22 protein-coding genes are annotated in these 24,121 nt (G+C 62.3%); 6 read left to right on the top strand and 16 right to left on the bottom strand.

What is annotated here, in order from left to right:
* Positions 1-52: 52 nt before the first annotated feature.
* Positions 53-1,195 carry a beta-propeller fold lactonase family protein gene (locus DI605_RS10095; RefSeq protein WP_293972840.1) on the top strand — a complete coding sequence of 381 codons (1,143 nt, stop codon included), beginning with the start codon at positions 53-55 and terminating at the stop codon, positions 1,193-1,195.
* Between the two features lie 199 nt (positions 1,196-1,394).
* Here DI605_RS10095 and DI605_RS10090 read toward each other — a convergent pair whose 3' ends face one another.
* The 6 genes from DI605_RS10090 to DI605_RS10065 are packed head-to-tail and all read right to left on the bottom strand — an operon-like array spanning position 1,395 to position 6,337.
* Positions 1,395-2,054, bottom strand: a complete 660-nt coding sequence (locus DI605_RS10090) for a glutathione S-transferase N-terminal domain-containing protein (protein ID WP_293972837.1) — start codon at positions 2,052-2,054, stop codon at positions 1,395-1,397.
* On the bottom strand, positions 2,051-2,443 hold the full coding sequence (locus tag DI605_RS10085; RefSeq protein ID WP_293972834.1) for a VOC family protein: 393 nt from the start codon (positions 2,441-2,443) through the stop codon (positions 2,051-2,053). The genes DI605_RS10090 and DI605_RS10085 overlap by 4 nt, the downstream gene beginning before the upstream one ends.
* Positions 2,444-2,463: 20 nt before the next feature.
* Positions 2,464-3,957 (bottom strand): 3-isopropylmalate dehydratase large subunit, encoded by a 1,494-nt coding sequence (leuC, locus tag DI605_RS10080; protein WP_293972831.1) that lies wholly within the window; start codon positions 3,955-3,957, stop codon positions 2,464-2,466.
* Positions 3,954-4,877: a 3-keto-5-aminohexanoate cleavage protein gene (locus tag DI605_RS10075; RefSeq protein WP_293972828.1), complete on the bottom strand. Its 924-nt coding sequence runs from the start codon at positions 4,875-4,877 to the stop codon at positions 3,954-3,956. Before DI605_RS10075 ends, leuC begins: the two co-directional genes overlap by 4 nt.
* Positions 4,878-4,935: 58 nt before the next feature.
* Positions 4,936-5,643 carry a class II aldolase/adducin family protein gene (locus DI605_RS10070; protein ID WP_293972825.1) on the bottom strand — a complete coding sequence of 236 codons (708 nt, stop codon included), beginning with the start codon at positions 5,641-5,643 and terminating at the stop codon, positions 4,936-4,938.
* A complete protein-coding gene (locus DI605_RS10065; RefSeq protein ID WP_293972822.1) occupies positions 5,630-6,337 on the bottom strand; it encodes a dienelactone hydrolase family protein in 708 nt (235 codons plus the stop codon). Before DI605_RS10065 ends, DI605_RS10070 begins: the two co-directional genes overlap by 14 nt.
* 224 nt (positions 6,338-6,561) lie before the next feature.
* Between DI605_RS10065 and DI605_RS10060 the strand changes: the two genes are divergently transcribed.
* The 4 genes from DI605_RS10060 (at position 6,562) to DI605_RS10045 (ending at position 10,743) form a co-directional block, all read left to right on the top strand.
* Entirely contained in the window at positions 6,562-7,524 is a 963-nt protein-coding gene (locus tag DI605_RS10060) for an SMP-30/gluconolactonase/LRE family protein (RefSeq protein ID WP_293972819.1), read from the top strand.
* Positions 7,521-8,810, top strand: a complete 1,290-nt coding sequence (locus tag DI605_RS10055) for an MFS transporter (protein WP_293972817.1) — start codon at positions 7,521-7,523, stop codon at positions 8,808-8,810. The genes DI605_RS10060 and DI605_RS10055 overlap by 4 nt, the downstream gene beginning before the upstream one ends.
* A gap of 116 nt (positions 8,811-8,926) precedes the next feature.
* Positions 8,927-10,045 carry a M24 family metallopeptidase gene (locus DI605_RS10050; protein ID WP_293972814.1) on the top strand — a complete coding sequence of 373 codons (1,119 nt, stop codon included), beginning with the start codon at positions 8,927-8,929 and terminating at the stop codon, positions 10,043-10,045.
* A complete protein-coding gene (locus tag DI605_RS10045) occupies positions 10,042-10,743 on the top strand; it encodes a TetR/AcrR family transcriptional regulator (RefSeq protein ID WP_293972811.1) in 702 nt (233 codons plus the stop codon). Before DI605_RS10050 ends, DI605_RS10045 begins: the two co-directional genes overlap by 4 nt.
* A 15-nt stretch (positions 10,744-10,758) precedes the next feature.
* On the opposite strand, the gene DI605_RS10040 is transcribed toward DI605_RS10045, so the two are convergent.
* The 7 genes from DI605_RS10040 to DI605_RS10010 form a co-directional block, all read right to left on the bottom strand.
* Entirely contained in the window at positions 10,759-11,556 is a 798-nt protein-coding gene (locus DI605_RS10040; RefSeq protein WP_293972809.1) for an IclR family transcriptional regulator C-terminal domain-containing protein, read from the bottom strand.
* 125 nt (positions 11,557-11,681) lie between these two features.
* On the bottom strand, positions 11,682-12,488 hold the full coding sequence (locus DI605_RS10035) for an SDR family NAD(P)-dependent oxidoreductase (protein WP_293972806.1): 807 nt from the start codon (positions 12,486-12,488) through the stop codon (positions 11,682-11,684).
* 279 nt (positions 12,489-12,767) lie between these two features.
* On the bottom strand, positions 12,768-13,511 hold the full coding sequence (locus tag DI605_RS10030; protein WP_293972804.1) for an SDR family oxidoreductase: 744 nt from the start codon (positions 13,509-13,511) through the stop codon (positions 12,768-12,770).
* Between the two features lie 76 nt (positions 13,512-13,587).
* Positions 13,588-15,276: an FAD-dependent oxidoreductase gene (locus DI605_RS10025; protein ID WP_293972801.1), complete on the bottom strand. Its 1,689-nt coding sequence runs from the start codon at positions 15,274-15,276 to the stop codon at positions 13,588-13,590.
* 161 nt (positions 15,277-15,437) lie between these two features.
* The gene (locus tag DI605_RS10020; RefSeq protein WP_293972798.1) at positions 15,438-15,734 is read right to left on the bottom strand and encodes a muconolactone Delta-isomerase family protein; all 297 of its coding nucleotides are present in this window, start codon (positions 15,732-15,734) and stop codon (positions 15,438-15,440) included.
* Positions 15,735-15,744: 10 nt separating this feature from the next.
* Positions 15,745-16,041: a muconolactone Delta-isomerase gene (locus DI605_RS10015; protein ID WP_293972796.1), complete on the bottom strand. Its 297-nt coding sequence runs from the start codon at positions 16,039-16,041 to the stop codon at positions 15,745-15,747.
* 102 nt (positions 16,042-16,143) lie between these two features.
* On the bottom strand, positions 16,144-18,378 hold the full coding sequence (locus DI605_RS10010) for a TonB-dependent receptor (RefSeq protein WP_293972793.1): 2,235 nt from the start codon (positions 18,376-18,378) through the stop codon (positions 16,144-16,146).
* 117 nt (positions 18,379-18,495) lie between these two features.
* Here DI605_RS10010 and DI605_RS10005 point away from each other — a divergent pair, with 117 nt between their 5' ends.
* Positions 18,496-18,996, top strand: coding sequence for a hypothetical protein (locus tag DI605_RS10005; RefSeq protein WP_293972789.1), 501 nt, complete (start codon positions 18,496-18,498; stop codon positions 18,994-18,996).
* Between the two features lie 243 nt (positions 18,997-19,239).
* Here DI605_RS10005 and DI605_RS10000 read toward each other — a convergent pair whose 3' ends face one another.
* From DI605_RS10000 to DI605_RS09990, 3 genes are all read right to left on the bottom strand, one after another.
* The gene (locus DI605_RS10000; protein ID WP_293972786.1) at positions 19,240-19,902 is read right to left on the bottom strand and encodes a hypothetical protein; all 663 of its coding nucleotides are present in this window, start codon (positions 19,900-19,902) and stop codon (positions 19,240-19,242) included.
* A 182-nt stretch (positions 19,903-20,084) separates the two neighbouring features.
* Complete coding sequence (locus DI605_RS09995) at positions 20,085-21,581, bottom strand: CoA-acylating methylmalonate-semialdehyde dehydrogenase (protein WP_293972783.1); 1,497 nt, start codon at positions 21,579-21,581, stop codon at positions 20,085-20,087.
* Positions 21,582-21,700: 119 nt separating this feature from the next.
* On the bottom strand, positions 21,701-23,899 hold the full coding sequence (locus DI605_RS09990) for a TonB-dependent receptor (RefSeq protein WP_293972780.1): 2,199 nt from the start codon (positions 23,897-23,899) through the stop codon (positions 21,701-21,703).
* Positions 23,900-24,121 lie beyond the last annotated feature (222 nt).

Raw genomic sequence — 24,121 nt, 5'->3', positions numbered from 1 at the left:
GGTCGATCCGTACCAGCGCCGGAAATCCGCCAAAAAAGAGAGGATATTCCAGGTGCGAACCAGCCTTTTCTTCACCGCCACTCTATTTCTACTTGGTTTCCCGCCCGCCACGGCACAGATTGCGGTGTCGGCGCATGACGGAAAACAGGTGCGCGAGGGCGATCCCGTGGCCGGTCCCTTTCCGGACGAAATCGTCACGCTGGCCTTCGGCCGCGAGGGCCCGGAGATACTCGGCCGGGTCAGCGCGCCGGCCACGCTGAACGGGCCACCCGTGTCCGTCGCCGTCGCGCCCTCCGGCAGGTTCGCGCTGGTCGCCGTGTCGCAGCGGCTGGATGATGCAGGCAAGTTGCAGCCCCGTGGTGCCGTCTCGCTGATCGACATCGGCGACCCTCGCCACCCTCGTCTCGTCCAGACGCTGGAAACCGCGCCCGGCGCCATGGGTGTGACGCTGAACCCCAATGCCTCACTCGCGCTGGTCACCAGCGCGAATGATGATTCGATCGCGCTCCTCGCCGTCGATCGCGGGCAGGCACTACGGCAGATCGGCTCGATCAAGCTGGATGCGAAGGCAGGGCCGCGGGACGTAATCTTCGCGCCCGGCGGCAAGCGTGCTTATGCCGTGCGCTTCGGTGACGGCAAGATCACCGAACTGGCCGTTTCCTCCAGCGGCCTGTCGCGAGTCCGCGATATCACCGTTGGCACGCAGCCTTATGGGGCGATCATCGGGAAGGATGGCCGCTATCTCTACAACGCGAATTTCGGTGGCACCCCGCTTTCGGGCACGGCGGGCGCCATCAGCACGGTGGATCTGCGCAGCGGCCAGATGGTGGCGGCGGTCGCGGTGGGAACTGTCCCCGAGCATGTCGTGCTGTCGCCGGATGGCCGGCTGCTGGCGGCGGTGATGGGCAACGGATCAGCCTTCACCCGCACGGCCGCCAATTTCGCCACCGTGACAGGCCGCCTGCGCCTGTTCCGCGTGAGCGGGCCGACGCTGACCCAGATCGCCGAGGCCGATATCGGCCACAATTGCCAGGGCGCCGCCTTCAGCGACGACGGCAGGGCGCTGCTCGTCCAGTGTGCGGTGGAAAAGGATGTGAGCCTGTTTCGCATCGAAGGCGAGACGCTGGTGCGGGGCAACGCCCCGCTCACCTTCGATGCCCGCCCGGGCGCCATCGCCACGGCACGAAGCCGGTGATCCGGCGCGACGCGGGCCGAAGGTGGAAGGCGACCTGCAGCCCCGCATGGTCAGTCGCGACGACACCGGCAGGGGCCCGTGCTGAAACTCCTCTCAGGCGAATACGGGCCGAGCCAGAGTCCCGGCCACCGTCGTATTCGGGCCGCGATCACCGGGTCTCTACCTGGGTCCGCGCAGATCGATCGCAGTTCCAACAGGATCAGTGCGTGATACCGTCAGTCGGCTCTATCGCCATCGCGCGCATAACCGCGGGTCGGGATCCCACCGCCTCGAGCCAGCGCGAGATCGCCGGCTTGTCCGCGATCTGAGCGGCCAGCACCTCTTTCGCCCGCGTATAGGCGCCGACGACCCAAGGGTAGATACACATGTCCGCGATCGAATAGGCGTCGCCAGCGAGGTAGGGGGCCTTGGCCAACCGCGTCTCGAGCACGCCCAGGAGGCGCCCTACCTCGCCAGTGTAGCGCTCGATCGCCAAGGGCACCCGTTCCTTCGCATAGAAGGCGAAGAAACCGACCTGTCCCATCATCGGCCCCAGCCCGCCGACCTGCCAGAACGACCACGCCTGCGCGGCAGCGCGCGCCTGCCCCGACCGGGCCAGGAACCTGCCGTATTTCTCAGCGAGATAGATCAGGATCGCGCCACTCTCGAATATCTGGATCGGGGCGCCTTCCGCCTCGGCATCGATCAGTGCGGGAATCTTGTTGTTGGGTGAGACAGCAAGAAATTGAGGATCGAACTGCTCGTTCCTGTCAATGTTGACGAACCTGGTCTCATACGAGACGCCAAGTTCCTCCAGCATGATAAACACCTTCCTGCCGTTCGGAGTTGGCCAATTGAGAACGATCAGACCGCTTGTCATGATGACTCTCCGCTTGAGCCGTATGGCCGGGTGATGATCTCGAAACTGTGCCCATCGGGATCGAGGAAATAGGCGCCTCGGCCGCCGTCTGCATGATTGATACGCCCCGGCATCGACTGGAACGGATCCGCCCAGAATGGCACACCGCATTCCACGAGGCGGCCCATCACCGCGTCGAACGAATCGTCGCTCACCAGAAATGCATAATGTCCGGTCTGGATCGGTCGATCAGATCTCGCGAAGTCGAGGGAGACTCCTCCGCCCACATCGACGACATGGAAGCGTGCGAAGCGCACCGGATCGGACAGGCCAAGCGCGGTGCTCAGAAACCGGGCCGAGGCGGCCGGATCGGTTGCCCAGATGATCGTGTGATTGAATTCTATCGTCATCGTCGCGCCCCGCAGCAAACTCAGCCCCGCCCGCCGCCATTGGAACGTGCGCCCAGAAGATCGCGAACGTCGGCAAGCCGCCCGGTGACGGCCGCAGCCGCGGCCATGGCCGGCGAAACGAGATGGGTGCGCGCGCCCGGCCCCTGGCGGCCGACAAAGTTGCGATTGCTGGTCGAGGCGCATCGTTCTCCGGGCGGAACCTTGTCGGGGTTCATGGCAAGGCACATCGAGCATCCGGGTTCACGCCATTCGAACCCGGCATCGCGAAAGATCCGGTCGAGCCCTTCCTGCTCGGCCTGACGCTTGACGAGACCGGAACCCGGCACGACCAGCGCCTGGCGGATGCCGCGCGCGATCTGCCGTCCCTCGACCACTGCCGCCGCGGCCCGCAAATCCTCGATGCGGCCATTGGTGCAACTGCCGATGAAGACATGCTCAACCGCAATGTCCTGCATCGCCATTCCCGGGCGGAGCCCCATATAATCGAGCGCCTGGCGTGCCGTATCGCGCTTGGCTGGGTCGGCGAAGCTGTCCGGATCGGGCACGGTCCCGGTGATCGGCACGACATCCTCGGGGCTCGTTCCCCACGTAAGCGAAGGCGCGATATCGGTGGCATCCAGCAGCACGCGGGCGTCATAAGGCGCGCCCGGATCGCTCGGCAGGTGCCGCCAGGCATCCACCGCCCGCCTCCACATTTCCCCATCGGGCGCCATCGGGCGCCCCTTCAGAAAATCGTATGTCTTGTCGTCCGGCGCAATCAGGCCGGCGCGCGCACCGGCCTCAATCGACATGTTGCTGACCGTAAGCCGTCCCTCGATCGACAGATCGCGGATCGTATCCCCCGTAAATTCGAGAACATGGCCATTCCCCCCCGCCGCCCCAAGTCGCCCGACGATCGCAAGCACCACGTCCTTCGCGGTCACTCCAAAACCGAGCGCCCCGGCGACGCGCACCTCCATCGTACGCGATGGGCGCAGGAGCAGCGTCTGGGTCGCGAGCACATGTTCTACCTCGCTGGTACCGATCCCGAACGCGAGCGCGCCGAGCGCACCGTGAGCGGAGGTGTGGCTGTCGCCGCAAACCAGCGTCGCGCCCGGCAGGGTGAAACCCTGTTCAGGACCGACGACATGGACAATGCCCTGAAGCGGTGAAAGCGCATCGATATTGGGGATGCCGAATTCGGCGACGTTGACGCGAAACGCGGCGAGTTGGGCGGCACTGGCCGGATCAGCGATCGGTACAGGCTGCCCGGCCGCATCGACACGCGGTGTCGTAGGCAGGTTATGATCGGGGACCGCCAGCGTCAGGTCGGGCCGCCGGACACGCCGCCCGGCCACCCGCAGCCCTTCAAACGCCTGCGGACTCGTGACCTCATGGACGAGATGACGATCGATATAGATGAGGCAGGTGCCGTCAGCATGACGCGTAACGACATGATCGGCCCATATTTTCTCGTATAGAGTCCGCGGGCGCGAGGTGCCGGCGGCCACCTCCGCAGCGATAGCCGCCGTCATATCGCCACGCGGTCACCACCCTTGAGTCCGAGCATCGCACGCGCATCCGCGGCGCTGGCCGGTTCATGACCCATTTCGGCAAGAATACGCACGATCTTGGTGACCTGTTCGGCATTCGATACGGCAAGCCTGCCCCGCTCGATAAACAGGCTGTCTTCAAGCCCGACGCGGACATTGCCTCCCAGCAGCGCGGCTTGCGTAACGAACGGCATCTGATGACGCCCTGCCGCGAGCACCGACCATTGATAGCTATCACCGAACAGCCGATCGGCGGTGCGCTTCATGAACAGCAGGTTATCAAGATCGGGGCCGATCCCGCCCAGCACACCGAAAATCATCTGGACGAAGAATGGCGGTTTGACGAGCCCACGATCCAGAAAATGTGCGAGCGTGTAGAGATGCCCTATATCGTAGCACTCATGCTCGAATTTGGTGCCGCCCTCACCCAGCGCTTCGAGAATATAGGCGATATCACGAAATGTATTACGGAAAATGAAATCGTCAGAGTTCAGCAGATAGGGCTCCTCCCAGCCATGCTTCCACTCGGTGATCCGCCGTGCGGCCGGAAAGATCCCGAAATTCATCGTTCCCATGTTGAGTGAGCACATTTCGGGTGAGAAGCGTATCGCCGCGCGCAGCCGCTCGGCAACTGGCATCGAGGGCGCGCCGCCGGTGGTGATATTGATGATGGAATCGACCCGCTGACGGATGACGGGCAGGAACCGCGCGAAAATATCCGGATCGCCGCTCGGCTCGCCAGTTTCGGGAATGCGCGCGTGAAGATGGAGGATCGCGGCCCCCGCCTCGGCCGCCGCGATCGATTGCTCGGCAATCTCTTCCGGCGTGATCGGCAGCGCCTTCGACATGGTCGGCGTGTGGATTGCGCCGGTGACCGCGCAACTGATGATGACCTTCGACATGATATTCTCCGTTACGGCGGAGCCAACGCCATGCCCGCGCCTCGCCAGCGGGCCGGATTCAGTCGCCCGCAAGATCGCTGACCCACAGGCTCCAGGCGCGATTGATCTGCCCGTTGACCGCGAGTTCGCAGGCTGCGGCTTCCGCGTCGCTGAGCGCGTTCATCGCGCCAAGGTGTTGCGCCATCAGCTGAATTTCGCAGTTGCGGTTGGTGTAGAAGGTCCGGAACGTCGCCTGCGGCACGCTTCCACCCACCGCTGTGAAACCGTGCCCGCGCATCATGATAACGTTGGCGCCGCCGAGATGGGCGGCAAGCGATCGGCCCTTGCCCGGATCGCGGATCAGCAGATCCGTAGCTGGCCCGAAGTGATCGGCGATATCGTAGGTTTCAGGGATACCACTCAGGAATCCACAGACGTGACAGAGCGGCGACACACGTGAGGATTTCGCCACGGTAAACGGCAGCACTGCGGCGGCATGACTGTGAACGATCGCGCGCACATCGGGGCGCGCCCGGTAGATTTCGGCGTGAATGTAGCGCTCGATGAACAACTGCGTATCGGGGCGGTCGGGCGCCTCTCCTTCGAGGTCAATGCTGACGATGTCGTCAGGCGTGACCAGCTTCGGTGCCAGCGAGCGCGACATGAGAAAGCACGCATCATTCCGGGGATCGCGGCAGCTTACATGCCCGAACGCATCGAGAATCCCGTGCAAGGCCAGAATGCGGCTGGCCTGTGCGATTTCCAGGGACAGTTCAGCGACGGTCATCGCCCGTGCCAATCGAGCTACGCAGATACGCCAGGCTCATTTCGTTGGCGGTTTCCGCTGCGGTTTCGTTCCAATGCGGGCTGGCGGGGCGGGCAAAGGCATGCCCGACGCCACGGTGCGTATGAAGGGTGACATTGGGGCGAAAGGCGAACGCCTCGTATAGCTCGCGCTGCGCCTCGGCGTCGCACAGATGATCCTCCCCCGCGACATGGATCAGCAGCGGCACTTTCACCTGCCCCGCAAGATCGAGCGAACGATGGATCGCAACACCATAATAAGAGATCGCCGCATCAACGACCCCGGCTGCGGCCGACACATAGGCCAATCGTCCACCGAGGCAGTATCCGACCGCGGCAACCCTGCCGCTCGATCGTCCGCGCCCTCGCAGCATCGCGACACCCGCTGCGATATCAGCGATCGCCAGCCTCTCATCGAGCCCCTGCATCAGCGCCTGGGCACGCTCGCGGTCCTCGGCACTGGCCGGGTCCAGTTCGACGCCGGGCTGTTGGCGCCAGAAAAGATCCGGCGCGAAAACATCATAGCCGCTGTTACGCCAGGCCGTCGCGATCAGGCGCATGCTGGCGTTCAATCCAAAGATTTCCTGGAGCAGGAGGATGCCCGGCCGCGACGCCTCCCCGCCTGCTTCGAGCAGAAGGCCCGGCAGCTCGGCGGAAGCCTCGTTATCAGTCGCCATGCCGCCCTCTCCTCCGGCTGTTCCAGCGCGGACACGCTCGATGCCGCCGAATGAATATTCCATCTTAATTCTCATTATATGACTATATTGTCAATCATGTGCGGAGCGAATATCGTAGGATGCAACTGGAGAGAATCCGCTCAAACAGAGCGGGCGCCTAGATCGGGGGGGACGTGACCGGGAATCCGCTCAAAGGATGGAAGATCGATCGATCGGCGGCCCGCATGATCGGACGCGACCTGCAACGTCCCGAATGCATTCTTGCCGAACGCGACGGGACGATCTGGTCGGCAGACGCGCGTGGTGGCGTCATGAAGATCGCGCCAGATGGCAGCCAGCAGTTGATTACGCAGAAGATCAGCAACGGCTTCGATCTTGCGACCGACCCCGCAGCCAGCCTGCTCACCGGCACGCTCCCCAACGGCCTCGCCTTTGACAAGAATGGCGACATCCTCATCGCCAATTTCGGAACTGATCGGCTGGAACGGATGACCCGCGACGGCCGCACCCGAGTACTACTCGAAACGATCGACGGCGTGTGGCCAGGCAAGGTCAATTTCGTGCTTCGCGACCGTCAGAACCGGCTTTGGGTGACAATCTCAACCAGGATCAATCCGTGGAGCGACGCGATCAGCCGCTCGGTCAGCGACGGAGCGATCGTACTGGTCGACGACAGGGGAGCGCGGATCGTGGCTGACGGACTGATGTTCGCCAATGAAGTGCGGCTCGATGCCGCCGAGGAATGGCTCTATGTCGCCGAGACGACCGGCAAGCGCGTTTCACGTTTCCGGTTGACCGCCAACGGGCTGGGGCCCCGTGAGGTCTATGGTCCGTCCGATCTGGGGCGCGGCGTGATCGACGGGATCACGTTCGATGCGTTCGGCAATCTCTGGGCAACGATGGTGTTCGCCGACCGGCTCGTCGCGATCACTCCAGATGGCGAAGCGCTGGAATTGCTCGACGACGGCGATCCGGCCGCGACCGATGCCTTCGAGGCCGAATTCGTGACCGGCAATGCCGTATCGTTCGAGACGCTCTATGCCACGGGCGGCACGCTTTGCCCCTGGCTGGCCAGCGTGACCTTCGGCGGCCCCGATCTCCGGACGGTGATGCTTGGCGGGCTGCGTGCAACCAGCATTCCCAGTTTCACCGCACCCGTCGCAGGCCTGCCGATGGTGCATTGGTGACCTCTCCCGGTGATCGTGCGGCAGAGGCCGCTGGCGGCCTCGACGCCCAATCGGCCGTCGCTGCGGCAACCGGTACGCCACCGCGCTGGAATGGGCGCCAGTGGATGGTATTGGCCGGCTGCTCGATCGCGATGATCTGCAGCGTCACGACACTCACCATCTCGTTCGGTGTTTTCCTCCTGCCAATCGGCAGCAGTTTCGGCTGGGGTCGCGAAGTCGTATCATCCGCATTCGCGGTGACGATGTTCACAGAAGCGCTCTCGCTCTTCGCGGTCGGGCAGATCGTGGACCGCTACGATCCCAGGGTGACCGTCATTGTCGGCACGGTGCTTTTCACCGGCGCGATCGCTTCGCTCTCGCTGATCACGCCGTCCAAAATCCTGCTCTACAGCCTGTTCGCCGCACTCGGCATGGTGGCGGCGAGCCAGACCCAGGTGCCCTATGCCAAGATCATCTCGGCCTGGTTCGATCATGCACGCGGGGCGGCGATCGGGATCATGCTCCTGGGATCCGCGATCGGGACCACGATCATGCCGCCGATCGCACAGGCGGTCATCGCGCAGTGGGGCTGGCGCGCAGCGTTCGTCGTATTCGGTGCGATCCTGCTGGCCATCGCCCTTCCCGCGCAACTTTTCCTGATACGCTGGCCGCCGCAGCATCAGGCCGCACGCCCGGATGGCGCCCCACGCACGATTGCCGAGAGCGGGACCTCGCTCGCGACCGCGCTTCGTACACCATCCTTGTGGACCATCGCCCTTGCGCTGTTTCTGATCGCAAATGTCCTGACCGGGCTGATGGTGCATCTCTTTGCCTTGCTCAAGGATCGCGGTTTCCCGGACTCATCCTCTGTCCTCGCCGTGTCGATTGCGGGCATCTCGATGATTGCCGGCCGCGTCCTTGCCGGGATCGCTGCCGACCGGTTCCGCAGCGACCTTGTCGCAGCCCTGTTCTTCGGCTTGCCCGAAGTGGCGATCGCCCTGCTGTGGCAGCCAAGTGGCGAAGCCGGAGCCGCCATTGCCGCCGCTGTGATCGGCATCTGCTCGGGCGGAGAAACCGCGATCGCGGCGGTGCTGGTGCTCAAACTGTTCGGGCAACGGGCGTTCGGCAAGATCTATGCCTTCGTGCTGTTCGGGTTCGCTGTCGGGTGCGGCACGGGGCCTTGGCTGCTCGCGCAGACTTTCGATCGCAATGGATCCTATGCCCACGGACTGATGATCCTCGCCGCGCTCGCTCTGCTCGCCTGCGGCCTCGCCTTCACCCTCAAGCCGCGCGCAGCGCGCACCTAGTTGAAGGATGCCCCATGACCGTAACTGCCCCGATACCAGACAGATCCGGCTATCGACGCGAACGCGAACTGACCCTCGCCGATCGTGACGCGCGCTGGGCGCGCGTGCGGGCGGCGATGGCGACCGCCGGGATCGATGTGCTGGTGACGGCGCCGAATCCGGGCTTCTGGGACCAGTTGCAGGCTCATGGCACCTATTTGTCGAGCGTGGGGGGCAATAACGCACCGGTCGCCGTGGTTTTTCCCCGATCCGGCGAGGTGACCGCCATTGTCGGGCCGGTGCCTTCCAGAGAGTTCTGGCTGGCCTGGCAAAGCTGGGTGAGCGACGTGCGTGCCACCCACTGGGCGGTTGGAGACGGTGTCATCGACAGGCTCGGAGAGCTCGACAGCGCCGGGCGCATCGGCCTTCCCGGCCTCATAGGCAGCCCGCGCTTTCCGGACGGGCTGGTTCCCTCCGGCTTTCTGGACAAGATCCGCGCGGCATTCCCTGCGAGCGAGATCGTCGACGCGACCGCCTTGCTCGACGATGTACGCGCCACCAAGAGCGCCGAAGAGCGCGCCGCCGTGGCCGAGGCGATCGGGCTGGCCGAAGCTGCCTTCGATCTGTTGCTCGCCGAAGCCCGTCCCGGAATTGCCGAGCGGGTCGTCTATGGTCGCATGGTGGGCAATCTGATCGAGAATGGCGCCATTCCCACCAATTTCCTCATGTGGTCCGCAGGCACCAATTTCGGCTACAGTCTCGCCCCCTTCCCCACCGGCAGCGCACTCAAGGCGGGTGAGCCGCTTTACTGCGAGATCGAAGCGCGCAGCCCGGCGGGATATCTCGGCCAGATAACCCGCATGGCCTGTCTCGGGGCTCCGTCCGACAATCTGCGCCGGATGTTCGATGACGCAGCCGAGACCTTCGAAGGCGTGCTCGCGTCGATGACGCCGGGCGTGACGATGCGCGAGGTCATTGCCGTCTACAAAGAATATTCGGCGGCAAGCCGCTATGATCTGGTTCCGGTCATCCATACACGCGCGCTGGGCGAAGATCGTCCGATGATCGTCTACCAGACCGACGACCCGGCGATCCTCGCCTACGAGATCCGTGAACACCATATCTACGCGGTAAAGGTGCAGGTCCGCGACAAGACCAGCGGCGAAATGGCGTTCTGGGGTGAATCGGTCGCGATCGGCTCCGCGCGTGCGGAGCAACTGGGTACTCATGACATATCGCTTCCGATCATCCCGTGAGCGCTTTCGATCCCGGCTGGGAGTCAGACGGCGTACGAGTGCGCGGCGCCTTGGCTGAACCATCATCTCCAGCTCGCGATCAGCGCGCGCAGCGAGACGCAGAGCGGCGCGCCGCGATCGTGGCGATCGCGAAGGACAGTTTTCTCGACAAGGGTTATGAAGCTACGACCATGTCGGAGATCGCCAAGACCCTTGGCGGATCCAAGGGAACCTTATGGAACCATTTCAGCTCGAAGGAAGAGTTGCTGCGGGCGGTATTCGATACCGTCGCGAGTGCGTTTCCCGGCTGCATGGCGACCATTTTGGTCACACAGCGCGACATCCGCGAGGTGCTGACGCGATTTTGCGAGACCTTCATCACGCGCATTTCCGATCCGCAAGCAATCGGCTTCCAGCGGCTGGTGATCGCCCAGGCAGACCGAATTCCGGAGATCGCCCGGATTTTCTTCAACGGCGCGCCGGCGCTCGACCGCGCAATGCTGACGGACTTCGTCGGACGCCAGATGACGGCTGGGTTGCTGCGTTCAGAGGCCCCGGCCCATGCAGCCGGGATGCTGCTCGACCTCTGCGTCGGAGGCTATCACAACCGCATTCTCTACGGCTTCGATACGTTCGATGCGGACAGGGCAGCTAGCGAAGCAACGCGTGTCGTCGACCAATTCATGCACTGTTATTGCGCCATCCCCGACGTCTCCTGAGGGAAAAGGCCGGATCTAGCCGATGATCGCCCCAAGCGCAGGCCTCAGTGCGGGCAGGTTTTCGATCCGGCCCAGCCCGACATCAACCTCACGCGCGGCCGCCTGGACCAATGCGGCGGCGCCAGCGACTTCACTCTCGCCGACGCTTTCGTCGGTCAATACGATACTGACGCTGCCGGCGATCTGCTTCTCAGCGTGGAAGATGGGCGCCGAAATGCCGATCATTCCCTGATCGAGCTGGCCGTGCGTGATGCAGACATTATCGTTCTTGATCACCCGGAGCTTTGCGCGGAATTCATCCCAGTTATCGCCAAGCCCGGCCTTCCCGATCGCGGCGGCATCGGATGCATAAAGCGCGCGGCGCGTGCGCCCGGGCAAATGTGCCAGAATGACGAGCGAGGCGGCCCCGCGATACAATCCCATGGGCCGGCCACGCTCGTAGCTGACCGCCTTGTCCACCTGTTTCTCGTGATATTGATGGACGCACATCACCTGCTGGCGGAACCGGCGACACAATAATCCGATGCCCTCGCCTCCGTTACGCTGGATAAGCTTTTCCAGCGCCGGGCGAGCAACCTTGATCAGCGGATCCCAATGCCGGAGTTGACGGTCATAGGCGATGATCGCCGGGCCGAGGATGTATCGGCCATTGGTAATGGGATCGAGCAGACCGGCTTTCGTCAAACTGCTGAAATAGCGATAGGCGGTGCTGCCCGACACCGACAAGGCATCGGCGGCTGCCTCAACAGTCCATTCCGGCGCTTCGTACGTGAACAGCGCAAGAGCGTTGAGCAGTTTGTCGGCGGTACTCATACCAGCACGAAGCTTCGGACAGCGGATCCTCTCATACTCCCCTCATTATCGCACTTGCATCTGCCGTACATGGCAAAAAATTCACATATTGAAAAATCAACCCACCACAATGAAACAGATGGGATCTAGTTCATCAACAGGCCGCCATTAACGTCGATCGTCGCTCCGGTTACGAACGCAGCGCCCTCGGAAGCCAGGAAGGATGCCGCCTCGGCGATCTCCTCCGGCATCCCCACCCTCCGCAGGGGCACCGCATCGATCCACGGATAGGTGCCACCTGGCCGCTTCTGGGTACGCGCCAGCATCGGCGTCTCAATGGGTCCCGGCGCGATCGCGTTGACCGTAATCCCAAGCGGCCCGAGGTCGCGCGCGGCCGTCCGGGTAAGTCCAAGCACGGCGGCCTTGGAGGCTGCATAGGCTACCCCCGACTGGCCGCCGCCCTGGATACCGGCGACCGATGACACCGTAATAATCCGGGCATGATCGACTGGCCGCTCGCTGCGGCAGCGCGCCATCTCCCGCACGCACAGGAAGGTGCCCAGCGCATTGACCGACATGATCCGGTGCCACTCGGCCACGGTTGATCCTGCGAGCAATGTTCCGACTTCGGTTACGCCGCTCCCCGCGGTGCCAGCGAAATGCGCAAGCACGGCAATCGGGCCAATCTCGCGCTCGATCGTTTCAAAGGCGGCGATCACCGCCGCCTCGCTGGCTATGTCCAGCGCGAGACCGTGATGACCGCCACCGTCGAGGTCACCCGCTACCGAGCGCGCGAGAGCTTCATCGAGATCGGCAACGACGACGCGTAGCCCATCGTGCGCAAAACGCCGCGCGGTCGCCAGACCCAGCCCGCCGGCTCCGCCGGTCACCAGTGCGATGCGTGCGCCATCAGCTACTCCGGAGCCGGCGGATCCCCCGCTATATACGCTCATCCCATCCTCCTCCAGCGTCCGCCCACCGGAAGGCCGGCGGTGCGGATATCGCCGGGCTGCAATTCCCGGCGCGTAATGGCCCGCGCGTCATGCGATCAGGCTGGTCGCCCCCCCGTCCGCATGTTGTGTACAGCATGCCCCCGCTGGTGACCGATGCCATCTCCCAGCGGGGGGAAGCCGGATCCCGCCGGCGGCGAGCAACGGCGACGGCGCGGGGGCGACCACATGAGGGTCATTCCTGTGCCGCGCGGCGCTTCGAAGACGAGCCGCATCGTGCGCTCACTTCTTGGCGAACGCGCCATCGTCCCACATCTGCTGGACGCGCGCCCGATAGCTGTCGCGATCCTCGCGCAATATTCGGCCCGTTTGCTCCGTATTATCGTCGGCATAGGCATGATCCGCGCCGGAGCGCACCGCATCAAGAGTGCGCTCAGCGACCTGTTGCGGCGAGACTTTGGGCAAGCTGACACCTGCCGCCATGTCGGTATCGATATAGCCCGAGAACACCGCGATCATCTGCGTGCCCTGCCCCTTGAGTTGGAAACGCACTGCCTCGGTCAGCGCGAGCGCCGCATGCTTTGACGCGCCATAGGTGGCATTGTGCGGAAAGGCGAACCACGCCGCGACCGACAGGATATCGGCGATTGCACCGCCACCGTTCCTCGCAAGGACCGGCGCGAACGCACGGATCATGTGGAATGTGCCCCAGACATTGACATCGAACTCGGAACGAAGAGCGACTTCGGCGTCGGCGTCGAGCACGGAACTCGCATGCATGACGCCCGCATTGTTGATTACCAAAGTCACATCGTGGCAGGCACTGGCGACAGCGGCCACCTGCGCCTTGTCGGTCACATCGAGCGCGACAGCGACGACACGCGGGTCCGTAGCGACGACGCTCTCGGGATTGCGGGCGCCCGCATAGACTTTGGCCGCCCCCGCAAGGAGCAAAGCATCGACGAACGACTTGCCGAGGCCGCGATTTGCTCCCGTGACAAGCGCCACACAATTCTCGATCTGCATCATCATCTTCCTTGTTCGCATGAGAGGATCGGGCGGCCGCACGAGCGATCGGCCGCCCCCGGTCGGTTCATCGCTGTCAGGCGACCGCCATTCCCACCGGCCGTGGCGCTTCCTCAGCAAGCGTACGGGCGATGATATACCCGAAGGTCATGTTGGCGCCGTTATTGGCACCGTTCGCGGGCGCCAGACCCGACCAGATCGAGTTCATGTCGAGACCGCAGGCGAACAGCCCGTCGATCGGCACGCCGGTGACCGCGAGCACCCTGCCACTCGCACTGACCTGCAAACCAAGTGTCGAGGTGATGTCGCCCGGGAATACCTCGAGCGCATAGAAGGGGCCGCTTTCGATCGCCCCGAGATTGGGGTGCGGCTTGTTGGCCGGATCACCAAGATAGCGGTCAAACCCGCCTTCTCCTTTCCCCATCTGGTCTCCTCGTCCCTCGCGCGCAGCGGCATTGGTCGCGGCGATTGTCGCCCCAAGGCCGGCGGGGTCGATGCCGATTTGACGCGCCAGCATTTCGAGTGTCGGCGCGCGCTGGACATATCCTTGCCGCACCATGCGACGCAGCCTGATCCCGGTCGGCAGGATGTTGCCCAGCCCCCACTTGCGCACGAAACGATGGTCGCAAATCGCCCAGCCGGACGGCAGGCCGATCTCACGCATCTTCTGCGCCACGAACAGGGTTGCCTCGTTGGCGAAGCGCTGGCCGTTTCGGTCGACCAGAATGACGCCCGGCCGACCGAAATTGAGTATGCGCGGTATCGGCATCACGCTGCCGTCAGGCTTCGTGTAGCGCGACATCATGATCCACACGCCATTGTCGGCATTGCGCTCTACCATCGCCGCACCCGCGCGTTGCGCGAGAGCAATACCATCCCCGGTATTGCCCGGCGGCACCAGCGTCATGGTTCGCTCGGCGCTCGCATAATATTTGCGGCGCATCTCTTCGCTGGCCGAAAAACCGCCGGTGGCGAGGACGACGCCGCGACGCGCGAGCACGCGCAGATTGACGCCGTCATGCTCGATTACCGCACCGGCGACCCTGCCGCCTTCCTTGACGAGATCGACAATCGGGCTTTCCGACCAAAGCTCGACCCCGGCATCAAGCGCCGACTTGAGCAGGCGCCCGGCGAGCGCGTTGCCCATCGTCAGGCGGGCGCCGCGGCCATAGCGCATACGCTCGACGCCATATTGCGCGAACAACTTCGCCATATACCAGGCCGATTTCGGGCTGCGTTTGGCCGCCATGGCATGTTGGATATCGGCCATGTTGATCATCATGCCCCAGGGGGAGTTGAACTGCTCCAGGGGCGGTCGCAACCGCGAAAGATCGGAGCCAAGCTCGCGCCCGTCAAACAATACCGGCGTAAACGCCCGCCCACCCTGCGAACCGCCCGGACGATCCGGAAAATAGTCGGGACCATGACGCACGATCATCTGCACCGCAGTATTGGCGAGCATGAAATCCATCATCTCTGGCCCCTGCGCGAGAAACGCCTGCGCGAGATCCTGACGCAGCCAGTTGCCCACGACCGCCTCAAGGTACAGCATGGCGGCGTCCGCGGTATCGCTGGCGCCCATGCTGTCCATCTGGTGATTGTTCGGGATCCAGGCGCCGCCCCCCGATAGCGCCGTCGTGCCCCCGAAATATCGCGTCTTTTCGACGAGCAGCACATCGAGGCCAAGCTTGGCGGCAACGACCGCGGTCGTCATCCCGGCGCTGCCCGACCCGGCGACGATGACATCCACCAGTTTCGCCTTCATACCGTGCCCATCCTTCATTCGCTATGCGCCACGACAAGAAGCGGGATCACGCGCCACGGCGCTCGCGCCAGTCCAGGCTGCGCAACAAGAATCCACCGGTCACGCGATGCACGTGGCGCCTTCAGGCAAGGCCGTCCGGCCTCGCAACAGTCGATCCCAGATCAGGATCCGGCCGGCTTGGCGTGCTGCCGCAGACGTCTATCGATCAGCGGGGTGACGCTGGATTGCACCCACGCGGCGGCCGGTAGCGCCATCAAAAGCTCGTGTAGTTCCTGCGCGCCGGATACCTCCCACAGGGTCAGGGAATCCCCGGCAACGGGGATTTGCCAGTGCGCGAGAACCTTCCCCGCTCCCGACAATTCACGCGAGCGCTCACGCTCTCGCGCCAGCAAATCACTGCGCCTGTCGGCGGGAAAATCGGCCGGAAGCCGGCTTACGGTTCGAACCAGAAACTGCATGGTCGCAACCTCAATCTACGGGACAGATGGGCGCACCGGGCGCCTGCCCGATCAGTGGGGAAACCTTGAACCTGCACCATGGGAACGCGGGCAGGCTCTGAAACGTCTCGTGCAGTTCCTTGGCGTCAGCGGCCGAGCAGATCATGATGCGTGAGCGCTGGCCCGGCACGACCCAAACCTGCTGGAAAAAATCCCCCGCTTCGAAAATCTCGACAGCCCGCTCCCGCTCGCGGCGGGTCAGATCAGCCAGCGTCTCGGCATCGAGGTCCGGTGGAACCCCGATCTCCATTTCAACCATGAAGTCCATTGGCACCCCTCCTCGATATCGCCTTATTGGAATTCGACGTCCAATCTGTCAAACTATATTTTCATATTGTGATAATAATGCGCGTACGTGTGAGCCCGTTGCCTACATCTTGTAGCCGAGCCGGACACCAAAAGTGCGCGGCACACCAGGATTGTAGAGATCCCCGGCGGTCGACCAGGCACGCTGCGAATAGTAGCGAGCTTGGGTCAGGTTCTTGCCCCAGATCATCACCGAGAATCTGCTTGATGGCGGGGTGAACGAGAGAGTTACATCCACCGTTGTATAAGAAGGCTGTCGCGCCCCTTCCTGGGGATCGAAGAAATAGGGATCGTGATAATTGATGGTCGCCTGACCAGCAAAAGAGCCGAAGCTTGTTGGCAGATTATATTGTGCGCTGAGCGTCGCCGTCAGCGGATCTACAAAGGCAACCTGATTGCCCGATGCATCCGCGCTGAATGGCGCGGCGAAACCTCCTGCGGGCAGGCGGTTGAAGAACACCGCATTGGGATACCGAAGATACTCCGAATCGACATAGGTAAGGCTACCGACAATCGTTAGACCATCGATTGGTGCGAGGGTAAGTTCGGCCTCGATTCCCTTATACTCCGCCTCCGCCGCATTGGTCTGCACCGACGACGTTCCCACGAATGCCTGCACCTGCTTATCGTGGAACTTATAGTAGAAGGCCGCGAAGTTGGCGCGCAGCGTGTGATCGAACCATTGGCTCTTGAGCCCAATCTCATAAGCGTCGAGTGTCTCGGGTCTGGTTGGAAACTGGGTGGGATTGGTGAGATTGAAATTCCCGCTCTTGTAGCCGCGACTGTACGAGGCATAGAGCATCATGTCGGGTGAGAAACTGTGGTCGAGGCTGACTTTATAGGTGAGCTTGGGTTGGTGCACCCGGAACGGGAATCCGGCGGCGAAGGAGTAGCCGAGCGGAGCCCCTGTCAGCAGCACCGTGCGGTTGGCCGACAACCTCTTGATATCCGAAGTATAGCGGATGCCGCCGGTAATATGGGTCTGATCGTCGAACAGCGGCAATGTTGCCTGCGCATATCCGGCAAGCGACCGCGTCTTCTGGCCGGCGTTGACGATGAAGCCGCCCGTCGGCCCAAGGCCGTAGGCCGATCCCCTGGTAATCAACGGATCGTAGCGGGCATCATCATTGAAGTAGAAGAATCCCGCGATCCAGCTAACCGTTGACGATGGCGCTGACTGGAGATTGAATTCCTGCGTGAAAGTCTTCTCCTTGCCCGTAAAATTGAACACGATGTAGGGCGACGGCGAGCCATCGAGTTCGAGCAGGCTTGGCGCGCGCACGGCGCGCCATGCCGTGATGCTGGTGAATCGCGCCCAGTTCAGCGCCTGCTCGAGTTTGAGCGAGACGCCGCCCTGCTTCTGATAGTTATACGGATCGATCTCGGAGTTGATGTCGTAAAATCCCCCGACATGCGCCAGACCGACGCGGTTCAGTCCGCTTGCAATCGCTTCGCTCGCGCCAACATCGTACCGGGTGCGATCATAGTCGCCGACCAATGTCACTCGCCCCCCCACCCACGGCTCGATCAGCAGTTTCGAGCGGAGTGAAATCTCGTTGCTAAGAAACGCATCCTTGCCTGTGAACAGATTGCGGCCCCAGCCATCGCCCTGCCGCGACCAGAGCACCGAGAGATCCATCGCGATACCGGGGGCCAGCCCGGTGCTGGCATAGGCATCGGCCGACAGGGTATCGAAATTGCCATAGCCGATACTCGCCTTGATATAGGGCTCGACGCTCGGGTCCTTTGTCACCACGTTGATCACGCCACCGGCGGCGTTGCGCCCGAACAACGTGCCTTGCGGGCCTTTCAACACTTCAATCCGCTCGAGATTGTTGAACGAATAGACTGAGCCTGCCGGCGACGGGCGGTAGACCCCATCGACGTAGGTTGCCACGGCCGGCTCATTGCCGATCGTGCCACTGTTGGTGCCGATCCCCCGCAGGAATGGAGCCGCATTGCTGCTGCCATGGTTGATCTGCAGGCCGGGGACGAGGCTGACCAGTTGATCGGCGTTGGTGATGCCTGCGGTTTCGATCGCCTTCGCCGAGAAAGCACTCACAGCGACGGGCACGCGTTGGAGATTTTCCGAGCGCTTCTGCGCGGTCACGACGATGTCGGGAAGTCGCTCGCTATCCTGCGGCGGATCGCTCGCAAGCACCAATCGCCGGCTTGGGAGAGAAGGAGCCTGGGCGGAGACTTGGCCTGCGCCGGTCTGAGCGACCGCAGCGAGCGGCGGCGCGGACAGCGAGACGAACGAGCCGGCGGATAGCAGGAATGCCTGACGCCCCAACTTCATCACATCCTCCCATATATGATAGTTATTTTTCGCGTATTATGGGAATCTGCATATTATAAATAGTCATATATTGCAATAATATGACTTTTTAGCTCTTTTTGGCACGACAGAAGCCAAATGACGAACAAGCTTCTGCCGCGATTGCGTCCGTCGACCGCTCCGGTCCGCCGCTTTCGGTTCATGTCGACCGCGCGGGACACCTCGCCCTCGCCGAGATGCCGCCAGACCGGCCTCCTGCATCAGTGGTGCTATGGCAGCTCGGTGCGGATCGCGGCCAACAGGCTTCAGGGCGTCGACCTGCCCGTCATGCGGGGACATCTCGCCGTCGATCCCGGCGAACATCAAGACGCGCAGGACGAACGGCGCGCAACGCGTCGGTCGATAGCTGTCCGCCCCAACTCACGCGGTCACCGGCCTCATTCTGTCAGGTGCGAGCGTATAAGCGGTTCGCTCGCCATGGCGTGGCGAGCGAGCGCCAACCTGAACCTGTCATCCAGCGTTATGGCCTTCGAATGCAGCGATTACCCGCACCGAGGGCAGCTCAAGCTTCCGGACAATTTGCGATTCTGCGCTCGGGCGCTCGTTTTTCTCAAACAGGCGGGAGCGCCAATTCCTTGAGGTCGTTCCCGGCGCTGAGCACCGCAGACAAACCTATGACGAATATTTCCCGCAAAAACCGGCGCCCGTCAAAGCCCGCTCGGGCGGCTTGGCGCGCGCCAAGGCGTTGGCACCGGCCACGTTGCGCAGCTCGATCAGATCGAGCTGCGCAACCGCGACAAGACCGTGCGCTTCGCGAATGATGATTTCATCCTAACCGCGCCAGATCGCCGCCGCCCCACGCGGTGCGCCGCGGCGCAAACCTCAGTCGCCCGGCGCGTACCAGAAGCGATGGACGAATTCGGTCCGCCCATCCGGCCGATCACGATGGAGCTCTTCGATACGGACGAGCTTCGGATCGGTCGCCATATAACCATCGATAAAGCCATCGAAGAATGCGCTCGTTGCCGGAGATTCCTTGCCGGTATGCGCGCCATAGGAATCCTCGGTGCGCGCCACCTCCACCAGCTGGTCATTGTAATGCGCGAACAGGGCGGTGGTGTGTCGCGGGCCAGCAGCCGAATGGCCGGTGTCCTGCATCTTGGCCATCGCTTCAGGCCCGCCATCGAGCTTCTGCCCATTCATGAACGAAGACATGCGCCGTTTGCCGTGGGCAAGGCCCGCAGCGTACGCGACCGTGCGGGCCATCTCCTCATCGAGATGTTCGTCCATCTGCGCGATCATGTTGCGAAACATGTGCCCGGCCTCGTTTTCAAGAGCGCGCACCCGCAGGTGCGGGTTCTTGAAATATTCGAGCGGGGTCACCTGGTAATTGTCCACCCGGGCAAGATCTTCCGCGCTCGGTTGCTGGTCTCGATACGACTGGAGCGCGCCGACGACCTCATCGACCCAGGGCAGCGTCTTGAAGCCCGCCGTGGCCGCGTCGGTCGCGGTATATGCAACATGTCCAAGTCTGGTGAGGGCCATGATTTCCTCCTATCCGTTGTCGTTGTCACGCACCGCGCACGCCTCCGGGCGCGCATAAATTCTCAAGGGATTGTCCGGCGCGCTCGCGAGACAACTGGCAACCGCATCCCCGATGGCGGAGACAATATGCCGGTGGGCCGCGACGTCCCTTCCCCCGTTGCGCGTCGGCTCCCGACGCGCGATCATCGCATCGTCGGGATGACGAAACTCTGATCGAGCACCTTCCCGCCGCTCGGCCATCGCTGCGTGACCGTTTTGACCCGCGTGTAGAAGCGGATCCCGTCCATGCCATATTGGTTCATGTCGCCGAATCCCGACCGTTTCCAGCCACCGAAGCTGTGGTAGGATACCGGCACCGGAATCGGCACGTTGATGCCCACCATGCCAACCTCGACCCTGCTGGCAAACTCACGCGCCGCATCACCGTTGCGCGTGAAGATCGCGACACCATTGCCATATTGGTGACGGGTCGGGAGGGCCACCGCCTCCTCGAAGTTGCGCGCCCGCACGATCTGAAGCACGGGGCCGAAAATCTCGTCCTGATAACTTTTCATGCCGGACGTGACGCGATCGAGCAGGGTTGGTGCCAGGAAATAGCCATTCTCGTAGCCCTGCAACCCGAAGCCGCGGCCATCGACCACAAGCTCCGATCCCTCCTCGACCGCCATCTGAATGTAATGCTCGATCCGTTCCTTGTGTTGTGCCGACACGACAGGCCCGAAATGCGCCTCGGGATCGGTCGAGATGCCGACCTTGAGCTTGTCAATTTCGCCGACCAATTTGTCGCGCAGCGCGTCTGCCGTCGCCTCGCCGACCGGCACCACCACCGGCAGCGCCATGCATCGTTCGCCCGCCGATCCATAGGCCGCACCCAATATGTCTGCGACCGTCTGGTCCAGATCAGCATCGGGCATCACGATGCCGTGGTTCTTGGCACCTCCCATACATTGCATGCGCTTGCCCGCCGCTGCGCCGCGGCCATAGACATATTGCGCGATATCCGACGAGCCGACGAAGCTGACCGCCTTGATATCCGGATGGTCGAGTATCGCATCGACGATCTGTTTGTCGCCCTGAACGACATTGAGCACACCGGCCGGCAATCCGGCCTCGCACAGCAATTCGGCCAGCCGCACAGGCACAGACGGATCGCGTTCCGATGGCTTGAGGATGAAAGCATTGCCGCAGACGATCGCCGGCGCCAGCATCCACAGCGGGATCATCGCCGGAAAATTGAACGGGGTGATCCCGGCAACCACGCCGAGCGGCTGACGCATTGAATAGACGTCGATCCCGGCCCCGGCGCCTTCGGAAAACTCGCCCTTGAGCAAATGAGGAATTCCGCAGGCGAATTCGACCACGTCGAGACCACGCTGAATATCGCCTCTGGCATCCGAGACAACCTTGCCGTGCTCGGACGCGAGCAGCTCGGCAAGCTCATCCATCCGAGCCTCCAGCAGGCCCTTGAAGGCGAACATGACGCGCGCGCGGCGCTGCGGGTTGATACTTGCCCAACCGGCTTGCGCCGCGCGCGCGCTGACGACAGCCCGTTCGAGCACCGCCCGATCGCCCAGTTCGACCGTGGCCTGTACTTCGCCGGTGGTCGGCGCGAACACCTTGCCTGTGCCGCCGCCAAACGAGGCTGCGGCCCCATCTATGAAATGCATTACCGATCGCATGCTCACTCCCTCACGGTCGACGACGCCTCACGCCCGTACAACCATCAGCCAGCTGGCGATCGCCGCGTCTCCGCCGCGATCGCCCCAATTACCCACACTCCGATCACAGGCTGGCAGCGTCACCATTTGAGTGAGACGCGCCCGCCCCATGTGCGCGGGGGTTCGAAATACGCCACCGCCGGATAAGGCCGCCCCGGCGCCGTGCCCCCCGACGCAGCGGTCCAGCTGTCTTCGATATTCTTGACCCAGCCAGCGATCGACCATTTGCCATCGGGCGAGGTGTAGGTCAGCGTCAGGTCCGTTTTGGTATAGCCGTCCTGCTTGAAGCCCGGGGTGTTGGTAAATTCAAACCAGTAGGACGTCGTCAGATAGCTATCGACGCGCGCCTCCGCCGAGCCGCCGCTTGCAAGTTTGAACGTCTGCGACGCACCGATGCTCGCGGTAAGCCTGGGGGAGAAAGAGGGAATGTTGCCGGCGAAATCCTGCAATGAGCCGCTGACGTAATTGAACTCGTCGAAGCGGGCGTGGAGATAGCCCATGTTGGCTCTGAACTGCGTCGTCGACGTCACGTTGAACACGCTGTCGGCCTGGAGCCCGTACATCTGCGTCTTCTGCGCATTACCGAGCACATTTGTCCCGTTGACAAGATCGGGCAGCGCGATGATCTGGTCTTTATAGTTGTAAAGATAGGCCTCGAAATTAAGCGTTATCGGGCCAAACCTGTTCTTTATTCCCGCCGTATAGCCCACCATCGATTGCGGTTTGACGAGCCCACCGGGGTTTGGCGCGTTGCCATTGAACGTACCTGGATTGAAGCCGGACTGGACGAATGCATAAAACATCGAGCGGGCACCCAGATCCTGTTCGATCGCCGCCTTCCAGTTGAGCCGGTTCCAACTCTGATCGTAGCTGAACGGGATCACGCCTCTGTCAAAGTTGGGGAAGTTGCCGGCCGGAAAGAACACCCGGGCATCATCGTCGGTCCGCAGCGAATCCTTCGAGACGCGCAAGCCGCCCGTTATGCGGGTCGAGTCCGTGATCGAAAAGGTTGCCTGGCCATAGGCCGCATATGTGTGCCGGATGGTGTCATACGCATATCCGGACAGATTGGGCCCAAAAACGTAGAATTCATGGCTCTTGGAATAAGACTGATAGGCCCCCAAAATCCACGACAGGCGCGATGACGTGCCGTTGGTTGCGCGGATCTCGTTGTTGAAGCCGTCATCGTTGAGTTGATAGGGATTCATGAAGCCGGCGACCGCAAAAATATTGTATCCGTCGGAACTTCCTGCACCTGGCGTGCGCCGCAGAGCATATCCGCCCGAATAAGTGATCGTGACATCCCCCAATTTCTTGGAAAGCTCAGCCGTGATCGATGCTACGTCGACGCGAACTCTGCCGGCGTCTGTCGCCCCACCATTTGGCGGATAAAATATGGCCGTCGCCGGATCAAACGGCATGATCTTGTACGGATTGCCATTGAGGATCGGGAACGGCACCGATGGCGACAGGCGATACCTATCATGACCATACATGCCGCCCAGGTAAAACGCAAATCCGCTGTCCGAATTATAAAGAGATGATAGCCTGAATGCGGTCATATTATCGGTATATGTTCCATTGTCATTGTATGGACCATGGTAATTACCGTTATAGACGGCTCGCAGACTCCAGTTTCTCGTCACCGGAACGTTCTGGACTCCGGTAATGTGGAGGGAATTATAATTGCCGCCTTCTGCTACAAGCGAGCCGCTCCAGTCATTGGATGGCCGGTTCGTTGTAATATTGACGACACCCCCGATTGCCGAGCTTCCGTAAAGCGTGCCCTGCGGCCCGGGCAGAATCTGAACGCTGCTTATGTCGAACATGCCGAAAACGCTGGAATGCTGCGGAATGGCGACGCCATCAATGACGACACCGACCGCATCCGGAATATTGCTTTGGTCAACCTGCTTGCCAACACCGCGCGCAAAAATCTGCGTCGCGGTCCCCTCGAAGTTGGTCTTGAACGACGGCACCAAAGGCCCGATCGAGCGAAGGTCCACGATGTTCCGCTTGACGATGACGTCACCTGTTACGACCGAAATCGCTGCTGGCGTCCTCTGTAGCGATACGGAATTCTTGAGCGCCGTAACGACAATATCGCTGTCAGCGGCGGCTGCTTGAGGCCGGCCCGACGATTGCTCCTCATTCACAGCCGGCTGCGCCCCAACCGGATCGCCATTCGCTTGCGCGTCGGGTTTGAGCCCCTGCGCGAACGCCGGTGTCAGCATCGAATGCGCACACATCAGCGCCACCGCCGTCTTCACGCCCTTCATAACCTCTCCTGATGCCCGAACGGCCGGATCTCTCGTCCGGCGTATCGCGGGCTTAGCCCTCACATCTCACGAATGTCAAAGAGAGATATTATCGTCCAAATTTCTCAAACCGGATTATCGCTATTTGATAATTTATTCATTTTATGCGTCGGAATTTCCCTACCAACACAAAAGCCACCACCGGCCACACACGCCGCACATTTCGGATAGATTCTTTTATAA

The organism is Sphingomonas sp., assembly GCF_003248515.1.
Lineage (GTDB): Bacteria > Pseudomonadota > Alphaproteobacteria > Sphingomonadales > Sphingomonadaceae > Sphingomonas_I.
Note: the sequence above shows the minus strand (reverse complement) of the source record. Positions and strands in the feature narration are given on the sequence as shown.